The 13255-nt window shown below is 36.9% G+C and carries 11 protein-coding genes; 6 read left to right on the top strand and 5 right to left on the bottom strand.

What is annotated here, in order from left to right; genetic code table 11:
- Position 1 precedes the first annotated feature (1 nt).
- Together D9V35_RS04605 and msrA are read left to right on the top strand one after the other, a co-directional pair.
- Positions 2 to 2683 (top strand): valine--tRNA ligase, encoded by a 2682-nt coding sequence (locus tag D9V35_RS04605; protein WP_122123564.1) that lies wholly within the window; start codon positions 2 to 4, stop codon positions 2681 to 2683.
- Positions 2684 to 2801: 118 nt separating this feature from the next.
- Positions 2802 to 3359, top strand: coding sequence for a peptide-methionine (S)-S-oxide reductase MsrA (msrA, locus tag D9V35_RS04600; RefSeq protein WP_110437975.1), 558 nt, complete (start codon positions 2802 to 2804; stop codon positions 3357 to 3359).
- Between the two features lie 2 nt (positions 3360 to 3361).
- Here the strand turns inward: msrA and D9V35_RS04595 are convergent, their stop codons facing one another.
- The 5 genes from D9V35_RS04595 to D9V35_RS04575 all read right to left on the bottom strand — a co-directional run bounded on the left by D9V35_RS04595 (position 3362) and on the right by D9V35_RS04575 (position 8993).
- Complete coding sequence (locus D9V35_RS04595; RefSeq protein ID WP_122123563.1) at positions 3362 to 4693, bottom strand: ABC transporter ATP-binding protein; 1332 nt, start codon at positions 4691 to 4693, stop codon at positions 3362 to 3364.
- A gap of 10 nt (positions 4694 to 4703) precedes the next feature.
- A complete protein-coding gene (locus D9V35_RS04590; RefSeq protein ID WP_122123562.1) occupies positions 4704 to 6428 on the bottom strand; it encodes an ABC transporter permease in 1725 nt (574 codons plus the stop codon).
- 87 nt (positions 6429 to 6515) lie between these two features.
- Positions 6516 to 6974 carry a dUTP diphosphatase gene (gene dut, locus D9V35_RS04585; RefSeq protein ID WP_122123561.1) on the bottom strand — a complete coding sequence of 153 codons (459 nt, stop codon included), beginning with the start codon at positions 6972 to 6974 and terminating at the stop codon, positions 6516 to 6518.
- A gap of 5 nt (positions 6975 to 6979) precedes the next feature.
- On the bottom strand, positions 6980 to 8197 hold the full coding sequence (gene coaBC / locus D9V35_RS04580; protein ID WP_122123560.1) for a bifunctional phosphopantothenoylcysteine decarboxylase/phosphopantothenate--cysteine ligase CoaBC: 1218 nt from the start codon (positions 8195 to 8197) through the stop codon (positions 6980 to 6982).
- 25 nt (positions 8198 to 8222) lie between these two features.
- A complete protein-coding gene (locus tag D9V35_RS04575; protein ID WP_122123559.1) occupies positions 8223 to 8993 on the bottom strand; it encodes a class I SAM-dependent methyltransferase in 771 nt (256 codons plus the stop codon).
- A 23-nt stretch (positions 8994 to 9016) separates the two neighbouring features.
- Here D9V35_RS04575 and mutM point away from each other — a divergent pair, with 23 nt between their 5' ends.
- From mutM to dnaN, 4 genes are all read left to right on the top strand, one after another.
- Positions 9017 to 9880 carry a bifunctional DNA-formamidopyrimidine glycosylase/DNA-(apurinic or apyrimidinic site) lyase gene (gene mutM / locus D9V35_RS04570; RefSeq protein ID WP_122123558.1) on the top strand — a complete coding sequence of 288 codons (864 nt, stop codon included), beginning with the start codon at positions 9017 to 9019 and terminating at the stop codon, positions 9878 to 9880.
- A gap of 107 nt (positions 9881 to 9987) precedes the next feature.
- Positions 9988 to 10257 carry a 30S ribosomal protein S20 gene (rpsT, locus tag D9V35_RS04565; protein ID WP_110437968.1) on the top strand — a complete coding sequence of 90 codons (270 nt, stop codon included), beginning with the start codon at positions 9988 to 9990 and terminating at the stop codon, positions 10255 to 10257.
- Between the two features lie 232 nt (positions 10258 to 10489).
- Positions 10490 to 12031 carry a chromosomal replication initiator protein DnaA gene (dnaA, locus tag D9V35_RS04560; RefSeq protein ID WP_122123557.1) on the top strand — a complete coding sequence of 514 codons (1542 nt, stop codon included), beginning with the start codon at positions 10490 to 10492 and terminating at the stop codon, positions 12029 to 12031.
- Between the two features lie 96 nt (positions 12032 to 12127).
- The gene (gene dnaN / locus D9V35_RS04555) at positions 12128 to 13252 is read left to right on the top strand and encodes a DNA polymerase III subunit beta (protein WP_110437966.1); all 1125 of its coding nucleotides are present in this window, start codon (positions 12128 to 12130) and stop codon (positions 13250 to 13252) included.
- Positions 13253 to 13255: the final 3 nt, after the last annotated feature.

Here is a 13255-nt window from a genome sequence, read left to right as displayed (position 1 = left end):
AATGTTAGATAAAAAATTTAATCCATCTGCTTATGAAAACGATTTATACCATATATGGGAAAAAAATGGTTCTTTTTCAGCCAACCCGGAAATAAATGAAAGAAAACCTTTTGCCATAATGATCCCGCCACCAAATGTGACGGGTACCTTGCACATAGGACATGCCCTAACGATGACCTTACAGGATACCCTTGTAAGGTTTCGTCGCATGCAGGGATATGATGTGTTGTGGCAACCAGGTACGGATCATGCCGGTATTTCGACTCAATTAGTTGTTGATCGTCAATTAACAGCTCAAGGCATTGACCGTAAAACCTTGGGCAGGGAAAAATTTATTGAACGTGTCTGGCAATGGAAAGATGAATCTGGTGGTCAAATTACCCAACAATTGAGACGGGTTGGTGCATCTCTTGATTGGAGGAGAGAGCGCTTTACAATGGATGAAGGTTTGTCTGAATCTGTCAAAAAAGTCTTCATCACGCTTTATCGAGAAGGATTGATTTACCAGGATAAACGTTTGGTGAACTGGGATCCTGTTTTCAGATCTGCCGTTTCCGATCTTGAAGTCGAAAATAGAGTAATACAGGGAAATCTCTGGTATATCAAATACCCGTTAGTGGAGGATAATACTAAATTTATCGTTATTGCAACAACTCGTCCAGAAACAATGTTGGGTGATACAGCAATCGCTGTTCATCCAGAAGATGACCGTTATAAAGATCTGATAGGCAAAAAAGTTGTTGTTCCATTAATTAATCGTGAAATTATAATCGTTGCCGATGAATATTCAGATCCTGAAAAAGGTACAGGAGCAGTGAAAATTACACCTGCTCATGATTTTAATGATTTTGAAGTAGGTCGTCGTCACAACCTGAAATTGATAACAATTTTGGATGAAAGTGCAGCAATTGATCTAAATGAGTTATCTGAAAATGAAAAATCAGATTTTATATGTTCTTTACAATCATTACCTCGTGATAAAGCACGTAAAATAATTGTCGAAGAATTAAAAAAGCTTGAATATATTGAAAAAATAGAATCGCATAAACATCAGGTTCCTCATGCTGAACGTGGAGGGGCAGTTATTGAACCTAGATTAACCACACAATGGTATTGTGACGCAAAAACGCTTTCTGAACCTGCTATCAGGGCGGTACAATTGGGAAGGATGAAATTCGTTCCCAAACAATGGGAAAACACTTTTTTTGCTTGGATGAGGGATCTGCAACCCTGGTGTATAAGTCGCCAATTATGGTGGGGGCATCAAATACCCGCGTGGTATGGTCCTGATAATACTGTTTTTGTAGCCTATGATGAAAACGAGGCTAAACAGCAAGCATTAAAATATTATGGATGTGAGCAGGAATTACGAAGAGATGAAGATGTTTTGGATACATGGTTTTCATCCGCATTGTGGCCATTTTCGACATTGGGGTGGCCAAATAAAACAATAGAGCTAGACCGTTATTATCCCGGAAACGTGTTAATAACAGGTTTTGATATCATTTTCTTTTGGGTTGCGAGAATGATGATGATGGGGATGCATTTTATGAAAGATATTCCCTTTAAAACCATTTATTTACATGGACTTGTACGTGACGAAAAAGGTCAAAAAATGTCCAAAACCAAAGGGAATGGTATCGATCCTATTGAAATAATCGACGAGTTTGGTGCTGATGCAATGCGATTCACTATTTGCGCTTTGACAGGGCCGGGTCGAGATATCAAACTAGGTAAAAAACGTATTGAGGAATATCGTACATTCATCACCAAGTTATGGAATGCTGCACGATTTTGCGAAATGAATCAAGTGACTGAAAATACCGAATTTTCACTATCCGATATTCAGTTATCCCTAAGTCAATGGATTTTAGCAGAATTATCAAAAACGATTAGACAGGCCACAGCTGCTCTGGATAATTTTCGTTATGATGAATATGCTTCTGTTTGTTATCATTTTACATGGGATAAATTTTGTGATTGGTTTTTAGAATTTGCAAAATCAGCGTTTCAAAAAAATAACCACGATACAGTAAAAGAAGTTAGAACAATCACTGCTTTTGTATTAAAGAATTTGTTAAAAATTTTACATCCCGTTATTCCGTTTGTAACAGAAATTATTTGGGCTGAATTTGGATTTGGTAAAAAAGGAAGCCTGATCACGTCTTCATGGCCAAAAAGTTATGAATTGGAGACAGCTATTTCTCAAAAGGCAAATGATGAAATAGATTTTATAATAAAATTAATAACTGAAATTCGTGTTTTAAAAGCTGAAATGAATATCCCGCCAGCAAAATTAATACCTGTTCTGGTTAAATATATTGATCAAAAACATTTCCAAATTATTGAACAATGGTCAGATGCCATTGGCAGAATGGCCAGAGTGCAATCTATTGCTAAATTACAGAATGAAATACCATCTGGTTCGATTCAAACAGTTATAGATGATACAATCTTAGTTTTACCTTTACAAGGCATTATTGATATAAAGAAAGAAAAAGAACGCTTAACAAAGGAAATCGAAAAAATTGCATTGGAAATTGAACAGCTGAATAAAAAATTATCCAACCAGAATTTTCTTAGTAAGGCAAGACCTGAAATTGTTGAAGAAAATCGTGAACGGTTAAAACAGTTAGAAAAATCTGAAAAGCGATTTAAAACCGCTTTATTGCATTTAAATTAAAAGTAAAATTTTCAACTATTAAGGATGTTGAAAAGGTAATTCAATATCCTTTTAATTGTACAAATATCATGGTTGGATTATTCATCGAAAAAATTTATCTTGTATATAAGGAAAAAATATGCATGGAAATGAAAAAAATCAATTGACAAACAATATAGTTTTGGGTGGTGGATGTTTTTGGTGTATAGAAGCAATTTTAAAAAATGTTAAGGGTATCCATACTATTATACCTGGTTATTCAGGAGGATATACTGAAAACCCAACTTATAAGGAGGTATGCACTAATCAAACTGGGCATGCCGAAGTGGTAAAAATCATTTATGATCCTGATACTATTAGTCTTGATTACATATTAAAATTATTTTTTGTTATTCACGATCCCACGACGAAAGATCGACAAGGTGGAGATATCGGTTCGCAATATCGTTCAATAATTTTACCCGCATCTGTAGAGCAGGAAAAAATTGCCTATAAAGTTAAAAAAGAAATTCAAGATGAAAAAATATGGAAAAATCCAATTGTAACAGAAATTAAAATGCTGGATAAATTCTATCCAGCTGAAAAAGAACATCAAAATTATTTTGAATTACATCCTGAAGTGGCTTATTGTCAGGCTGTAATTGAACCAAAAGTCCGAAAATTCCGACAGAAATTTATCGACTACCTAAAAAAATAATATTATGATTTATCAATATTCTTGTCATCTTCATCAAGGAAAAACTGGTCAGTTTCCTCATCAAAATCAAAAATTTCTGCATATCTGACCCAACCAATAATGGTTAACAAAGTCTGACGTGCTGAATTTGGTGACATGGTATCAGTCAATTCATCGCGGAACCTTTCAGCACTTGCTCTATGGTTGGGTCGTTCATCCAGAATGGAACGTATCGAACGAATCAATGAAACATTCTTTATCAAACTCTTACGGAAAATATCCTTACGTTCTTCTAGTTCAGAATTAACAAGTTTTTTTCCCAATTCAGTTAGGCGGATATCACCTTCGGCCATATCAGCGAATTCAAGCATTTGCAAGGTTTCACCAATAGGCAGTAAATCATCCAGCTCCATTTGCAGACTCTTGGCCAATTGAGGCAAATCTGCCTTTCCACAATAGGGTTCTGTATATAATGTTTCCATCATACCGATCATAAGATTCATTGACATACGTGGAAGCGCTGCATAACGATTATTTACCGCTTGTTTCATATCGATATTGTTTGGATCGACATTGATTGGATCACGATGAGTCATGAGAATATAAATCCGGTCAACAAATTGTCGAAAAGCCGGATCTTCCCGATTACGGGGATGAGGAAATGTAACTTCCAACTCGTGGGCAATTGTACCCGGATTTGAAGAAAATATAAGTAAACGGTCACACATCAATACAGCTTCCTCGATACTATGTGTAACAATCAAAATGGATTTTACTGGTAATTTTTTTTCTACCCACAGTTCAATAAGATCAGTTCTTAAATTTTCAGCTGTAAGAACATCAAGGGCAGAAAAAGGTTCATCCATCAATAAAAGATCTGGATGCACTACCAACGCTCTTGCCAATCCAACACGTTGACGCATTCCACCCGAAAGCTCTTTTGGGTAAGCCTTTTCGTAACCCCCTAAACCAATAAGATCTATTGCCTCTTCACTTAACTGTTCCATATTTTTTTGTGGGGTGTTTTTTGCTTCAAGTCCCAGCTGAACATTATCTTGTACAGTCAACCATGGAAAAAGAGCGAAAGATTGAAAAACCATTGCTACATCCTTTGCCGGACCTGACAATAATTGGTTTTTCCATTTTACCTCTCCTTTGCTTGGTGGGGTTAAACCAGCAATAATTCTCAATAAAGTGGATTTTCCAGAGCCAGAGCGTCCCAATAATCCGACAATCTCCCCTTGTTTCAAGGTTAAATTGACGTTATCTAAAACCACCAATTCAGAATTATTATCTTTTTTATATGATTTTTGACAATTCTTGATTTGAAGTAAAATATCCTGTTTTTGATTCATGGTTTTTTCCTTAGATAAAGGACAAGCGTCGTTGCGCAAAACTATATAAAGGATGCCAGACAATCCGATTGAAAAGAATGACAAAGGCCGACATTATAACCATGCCAAGTCCGACCTTAAATGTATTGCCCATTTCTGTTGCAAGTGCGATATATGATCCCAAACCTTCAGCAATCAAGGTTGTATTGCCCCAACTTGCTAATTCTGCAGCGATGGAAGCATTCCAAGCTCCTCCACATGCAGTGAGTGCTCCTGTAACATAATAGGGAAAAATGGCAGGCAACATAACCTTAAACCACCATAGTTTTCCATGGATTTGTAAATTGTTTACCACCTCTCTCAAATCACCGGGAAAATTTGAGGCACCACCAACAACATTAAATAAAATGTACCATTGTGTTCCCAATATCATCAATGGCGTCAACCAAATATTACTACTTAAGTGAAAATGAACAATTCCAACAACAAAAAACGGAAAAAACAGATTGGCTGGAAAGGCAGCCATGAATTGCGCGATAACCTGTGTTCTTTTTGCCCATTTGGGACGTAATCCCAACCATATTCCTGCAGGTACCCAAATGATACTTGCCAGAATTATCATGCTTATAACTCTTAAAAGTGTTAAAAATCCCAGCCAGATAACATATAAAATTTCATGAATGGTCAATTGGTTATGGACAGTGTGATAAATGTAAAAACCAGCGATTATGCCCAGAAAACATAATACAGAAATATAAATGACATCTGATGTTTTTGTTGCAATGAATTTTTCATTGAAAAAATTATTTTTCCTGCCAAGAGGCAGGTTGGCAATCTTATGCATTAATTTACCAATAAAGGTCATTACCCACCGAATAAAATAGGTTTTATGTATAAGACGTAAAAACCAAGGAGCAGTGTCTGTTTCGCTTTGTGTAGTTTCAAATCTAAATTTTGATGACCATGCAACCAAGGGACGGAATAGTAATTGGTCATATGCCAAAATAACAAACAACATTGCTCCAATTGCATAAAAAATTGCGGCCAGATTTCTTTGTTCAATTGCCATACCTACATACGATCCTATTCCAGGCAAAACAATGTTTGTATTTCCAACAGTGATTGTTTCTGAATAGACAATCATGAACCAGCCACCGGACATGGACATCATCATATTCCAGATCAATCCTGGAATAGCGAATGGAACTTCCAGTTTCCAAAAACGTTGCCATCCAGTTAAACCAAAACAACGTGCGGCTTCTTCCATATCAGGAGGTATCGTTTTGAGGGATTGATACAAACTAAATGCCATATTCCATGCCTGACTGGTAAAAATCGTAAATATTGCAGCCAGTTCGGCACCAAGAATTTTGCCGGGAAATAATCCCATAAAAAAGACAACTGTAAAGGTTAAAAACCCTAAAATGGGCACAGATTGCAATATATCGAGAACAGGAATTAGCAGCATTTCCGCCTTACGACTTTTGGCTGCCAAGACTGCGTATCCAAAGGTAAAAAGTAAAGAAGCGAAAAGAGCGGCAAACATGCGTAAAGTTGTACGCATGGCATATCCTGGCAAATAGATGGGATCCAGGTGTATAAGTTGCGCATTTGGCATATTCAAGGGTTGTATAACGTGCCGTGTAGCTGTTGCAATCGATACCCCTAGTGCAATCACACATATAATGGTGATTGCATCAAAAATATTTGGTTTCGATTGAACAGTTACGCTGGCGGGAATATTCTGTTTTTTCATTTGCCCGCCTAGTCCTCTTAATTGTATTTTATTGTTAGATTGAACGATAATTATTCACTAAACTCGATCATATTTTATAAAAAATGATCAGACACCCGTACTTCCAAAACCTCCACACGATCGTTCCGTTTCTTCAAGAATATCTGTTTCTTCCCAAACTGCCCGAATAACTGGGGCTATAATAGCTTGCGCAATGCGCATACCACGTTCGACGACAAAGGATTCTTTCCCAGTGTTCAATAAAATCACTTTAACTTCACCACGATAATCTTCATCAATCGTACCGGGAGAATTGGGAAGTAATATTCCATGTTTCAGGGCCAATCCTGATCTGGGACGGATTTGCAACTCATAATTATGAGGTAAAGCTATCTGTAACCCTGTAGGAATAAGCGCTATTTCTTGCGATAAGATTGTAATCGGTTCATTAACGGCAGCCAGTAAGTCCATTCCTGCCGCACCAATGGTTGCATAAGAAGGGAGTGGCAGTTCCATGGAATGTGCCAGCCTTTTTACTCGAATTCTAGGAAAGGGTGCCAAGGACATGTTAATTACCCCCTATTTTCTGATTTGAAAAATGTAATGATTTCCTGCGTCAAAAGATATCCAATCTTTTCTTTACTGGCTCTCTCAAAATGCTGCTTACCAGAGGATGACAGAATTGTCACCTCATTTTCTGAGCCCCCCATGATATTTGTTGAAGATTGAACATCGTTAACAACTATCCAATCGCAACCTTTACGTATTCTTTTATCAACGGCATTTTTTAAATGGTTTTCAGTCTCCGCTGCGAATCCGATAACAAGTTTTGGACGATTATTTTTAAGTTGAGCAACTTTTGCAAGAATATCAGGATTGATTTCCATTTCCAGAATTGGTGAGAGAATATCCGCTGTCTTTTTGATTTTATGTTTGGCAATATTCCTGACTCGCCAATCAGAAACTGCAGCAGTCATAACAGCCATATCTACAGGTAAATGTGCAAGACATGCATCTAGCATTTCATTAGCTGTCCTAACTTTTACGGTGTTTATATTGTCAGGTGGTGATAGTGATACGGGTCCTGAAATCAGGGTAACCTCTGCACCAGCATCCCGTAAGCTTTCTGCAATGGCATAACCTTGTCTGCCTGATGAATAATTACCTATAAAACGGATAGGGTCAATCGGTTCGAAAGTTGGACCAGCTGTGACAAGTGCTTTCTTGCCTTCCAAGGGGCGATCAGGCGCCAAGATATTACGAATATGATCTGTAAATTTATCTGGAGAGATAAGGCGTCCATAACCATACTCTCCACAGGCCATCCTTCCTTTTGAGGGTCCTGCAATGACCATATTTCTTTCTTTAAGTGTTTGTATATGATTTTGTGTAATAGGATTTTCCCACATATGAACATTCATTGCCGGAGCAATAAGAACAGGCATAGTTGGTGGAGCGGCTAAAATAATAGTGCTGGCAAGATTATCGGCAATACCCAAGGCAATTTTTGCAATCAAATTGGCAGAGGCGGGATAGATAATTATGATATCCGCTTCTCTGGTTAATGAAATATGTTCAATATTATGATTTTGGGTCAATGAAAATAAATCTTGATAAACTTCATTGCCACTTAAGGTTTGCAAAGATAGGGGAGTGATGAATTCAGCCCCTGATTGCGTCAAAACACATTTTACATTATGATGATTTTTGCGAAATAGACTTATGAGTTCTAAAGCTTTATAGGCTGCTATTCCGCCAGAAATGATTAGTAAAATGTTTTTGGGTACCATGGAATTTTTTTCAAATTGTAACTAATTATATGCGCCAACCTGAATGGATTGCTGCTATTCCACCGGAAAGGTTTTGATAAGTAACACGTTCCAATCCAGCCTGTTCCATCAGAGATTTAAGTGTTTCCTGATCTGGAAAAGTACGAATGCTTTCTGCCAGATATTGGTAGCTGTTACGATCCTTGGCAATAATTTGACCTATACGTGGCAATGCCTGAAAAGACCATGCATCATATAGAGGGCGTAAAAAGGGAATAATCAATTTAGAAAATTCAAGACATAAAAATCTCCCCCCCGGTTTTAATACCCGTCTTGCCTCTTCTAGAACTTGATTCTTGTGTGTACAATTTCTCAAGCCAAATGAAATAGTTACACGATCAACAGATCGATCAGGCAAACAAATTTTCTCCCCATCAACACAAAAAAGATGGATATTGTCCACATATCCACGGTCAAGTGCACGTTCCTGACCTACATGAAGCATACTGTAATTAACATCTGTTAAAAAAACCGTGCCACCTCCACGATTTAACCAACCAAAACTTATGTCTCCTGTACCTCCAGCCAAATCAAGTAATGTTAAATTGGGAGTGGGATGTAGCTCTTGAATAAATATCTGTTTCCAAACCCGATGAATGCCCAATGACATTAAATCATTCATTATATCATATTTTTGTGCGACACTATCAAAAACAGCCTTTACCATTGAAGGTTTTTCTTTATCATTAACTTGTCGAAATCCAAAATCGGTAATATGTTCGTTGGATTGAAAAGCGGTATCATTATTATTTTTCATACGATTAATTTTCAGAAAAACTTATGCCAGAATTGCCCGAAGTAGAAATAATTAGACGTGGATTGGAAAAAAAATTGATAAATCATACAATCCAAAGCGTTCAACGCCATCGAATTAATCTACGTCAATCTATACCTATAACATTAGAAACATGCTTGGCAAATACCAGAATTGTAAAATTTAATAGACGTGGCAAATATATTTTAATGGAATTAAGCAACGGATTGACTGTTTTATTTCACTTGGGAATGTCTGGAAAAATTATCGTGCAACCTTCTGGATCAGGTTATGAAAAACAAAAACACGAACATCTAACAATATTAACCTATGAAGGTGAATGTCTTCAGTTTATAGATCCAAGGCGTTTTGGAATAATAGATTTGTTTCCAACAAATACGACACATAATCTTTTAAAAATGATGGGACCAGAACCTTTGCCCGATACAGGGATTAATGTTTCCTCTCACCAGGCGATATTATGTGATTATCTTCATGAAAAATTTAAACCTAAAAAACAATCTATTAAAAATACAATGCTTGATCAACGTGTTATTGCTGGGTTAGGTAATATCTATGTTTGTGAATCTTTATTTCTTGCTGGAATTTCACCTTTTCAAAGTGCGTGTGAATTAAAAAGACAAGAAATTCTGTTATTGATTCAGTCCATTCAATCCATTTTGCTTAAAGCGATCGAGGCAGGAGGATCTAGTATGCGTGATTATGTTCATTCAAATGGTGAAAAAGGTTATTTCCAAATGCAATGGAATGTTTATGGAAAAGAAGGCGAATTGTGTAATTACTGTTTACAAAAGGGAAGAAAAACAGTTATAAAAAGAGCGGTTCAGGCAGGGCGTTCAAGTTTTTATTGCGAAATTTGCCAAAAATGAAAAAATCATTGAATAATTCGCTTGACGTATGAACAGTAAGCTATTAATAACATGCATTAATGTGTAGTATTAATCCATTTAAACGAAAATAGACAAACAGGAAATCCATGGCGAATATCGCATCTGCGCGTAAGCGTATACGTCAAACTTTAAAACGCACTGAACGTAATAAGGCTCGCAAGTCGCGGGTTCGTACTTTTGTAAAAAAAGTTGAAGAAGCTCTTTTGGCAGGGAACAAAGAAGGCGCTGTTGAAGCACTTCGTCATGCACAGCCAGAATTGCAAAGAGCATGCACAAAAGGTATTATGCACAAAAATACTGTTGCTCGTAAAATTTCTCGCTTGGCAGGAAAGATAAAGAATTTAAAAACAGCTTAATTATTGGCTTAAATATATACAGCAAATTACACATTTTGCTGTAAACTCGCTTTATAAAAGAAAACCGACGAATGAATATCATTCATCGGGTTTTTTTTACTTTAAATGTTGAAATAATAAATTATAATCAGGAAAATTTTGGTACTTTATAAAAGTGTAAAAGAGGTGTATTTTAAAGAAACCTTTATAAAACATCCGCTTACTTTTCATATTCAATAAGTTTTCTTCACGTATGTCCGAACCAACAAACGAATCTCAAGAATTTAAATTATCGCTTCAGGATGCAGACCCCAATACGCTTAAATCAATATTGGAAATACATTGGGGGCGTATTTGTAGCCGTCTGCAGGTTGAAGTTGGTGAGGTGGAATATCGTACATGGTTGAAGCAAATAACGCTTGGCGCAATTGATGAAGATGAACTGACCTTATATCTACCCACTCGTTTTCTAAGAGATTGGGTTAGAGCTCAATACAACAATAAGTTAAGTCAGTTATGGCATGCTGAACTACCTCAAATTCGTCGAGTAGAGTTAAAACTGGCTTCAAAAATTGAAAATGATCAAATTTTATCTCATAAAAATAGTTCCGATGCGGAAAAATATTCTGGCATAGATAATATTAAAACAGAATTTTCAAACCAACAAAAATCAGATACTAAACTTAATCATGTTAAGGAAACCCATTCTATAAATGTTATTAATAATGATACCAATTTGGGAGATAAGACAAAAGAAGAAGATAAGCTTCCTTTACATTTACAGTTGGATCCTCGATTTACCTTCGAAAATTTTATAGTCGGTAAACCAAATGAATTTGCTTATGCGTGTTCAAGAAGAGTGGCTGAATGCCCTTCAAGCACAGGGTTTAATCCATTATTTCTATATGGTGGGGTAGGATTGGGTAAGACCCATTTGATGCATGCAATCGGATTTGAATTGGCAAAGGCAGGAAATATTTCAATTTCCTATATGTCAGCTGAAAAATTTATGTACCGTTTTATTGCCTCTATTCGTTCTCAATCCACAATAGAATTTAAGGAAGAATTGCGATCGGTTGATGTTTTGATGATTGATGATTTACAGTTTTTAATTGGCAAAGACAATACACAAGAGGAATTTTTCCATACATTCAATGCCTTGATTGATGCGGGTCGCCAAATCATCGTATCTGCCGATAAATCACCTTCTGATTTATCGGGGCTGGAAGATCGTTTGCGTACACGATTAGGGTGCGGAATGGTTGCTGATATTCATGCTACAACTTATGAATTAAGAATTTCCATTTTAGAAGCTAAGGCGGCATCCGCCAAGGTAGTTATCTCACCAAAAGTAATGGAATTTCTGGCTCATAAAATTACTACAAATGTAAGAGAGCTCGAAGGGGCTCTAAACCGTTTAATCGCACATGCAAATCTTTTCGGACGTCCCATAACACTGGAAGCAACCCAAGAAGTTCTTCATGATATCTTAAAATCCCATGAACGACGTGTTACAATTGAGGAGATTCAAAGAAAGGTTGCTGAACACTGCAATATTCGTCAAACGGACATGACATCTGCCCGACGAGCCCGTGCGGTTGCACGACCAAGACAGATCGCAATGTATTTGGCGAAACAATTAACAAGCAGGTCATTACCTGAAATTGGCAGAAAATTCGGGAACAGGGATCATACTACCGTGATGCATGCCATTAGTAGAGTGGCTGAATTGATGGAAAAAGATTCTGCATTTGCTGAAGATGTGGAGTTACTTCGCAGAATGTTGGAAACTTAAGACATTTTCCTGTGGTATTTATTTTAGAATACTGCTAAACATTATAATTTATAGCATTTTATATTGTTTATATATATCTTGAATAGGTTTTAGTTAATGAAACTAAAGGTTGATCGTACAATATTACTTAAGGCCCTGGCGCATATTCAAAGTGTGGCTGAAAAACGTAATACTATTCCCATTCTTGCCAATGTTTTAATTGAGGTTCAGGATGGACAAATGACATTAACTGCGACAGACATGGAAATCGCAATTATTGAAACCATTCAAGCGGAATCATTGGAAAATGGCGCTGTTACCGCGCCGGCTTCGGTTTTATATGAAATTGTACGCAAGCTGCCTGACAGTGCCATAATCGAACTGACCCATACAAGTATTGATATGCCATTATCGCTAAGGGCGGGTAAGTATGCAACCAGCCTGAATGTTCTAGATGTAGAAGAATTTCCTTCCATGACGTCTGGTGATTTTCCCCATAATTTTCAGATTTCAACTGAGGTGCTCAGAAAACTTATTGAACAGACAAGATTTGCTATTTCAACTGAAGAAACGCGCTACTATTTAAACGGCATATATTTTCATATTACAAACAGTGAAAACGAAAATAAATTATGCGCTGTCGCAACTGATGGTCATCGTCTTGCCAAGGTCGAATGTACAATGCCTGAAGGTGCAGAAAACATACCTGGTGTAATAATACCTCGCAAGACTATATATGAAATATATAAATTGCTGGAAGAAGCGGAAGAAGATATCCAGATCATGTTATCTGATACTCGTATTCAGTTAAATTTTGGAAGTGTCACATTAACGTCCAAGTTAATTGATGGTACATTTCCGGAATATGAAAGGGTCATTCCCAAAAACAATACAAAGGTTTTACGGGTTGGAAAACAAGATTTTGCTACAGCTGTGGCAAGAGTGGCTGCAATTAGTATGGAAAGATCCCGTCCAGTCAAATTGTCTTTGGATAACAATTCCCTTGTTTTATCTGCGAGCAGCGTTGACCAAGGCAATGCAAAGGAAGAACTTGACGGTTCACAAGTTCAATATGAATCCACGCCGTTGGAAATTGGATTTCAAGCACGATATTTAAATGACATAACCGACCAGATTGACAATCAGGTAGAATTTATTCTTGCTGACAATTCAGCCCCGACAATTGTTCGTGATGTTGATGATCCTTCTGCATTATATGTATTAATGCCAATGCGGGTTTAATAT

Origin of the sequence: Commensalibacter melissae, from assembly GCF_003691365.1 — a bacterium.
Lineage (GTDB): Bacteria > Pseudomonadota > Alphaproteobacteria > Acetobacterales > Acetobacteraceae > Commensalibacter > Commensalibacter melissae.
Note: the sequence above shows the minus strand (reverse complement) of the source record. Positions and strands in the feature narration are given on the sequence as shown.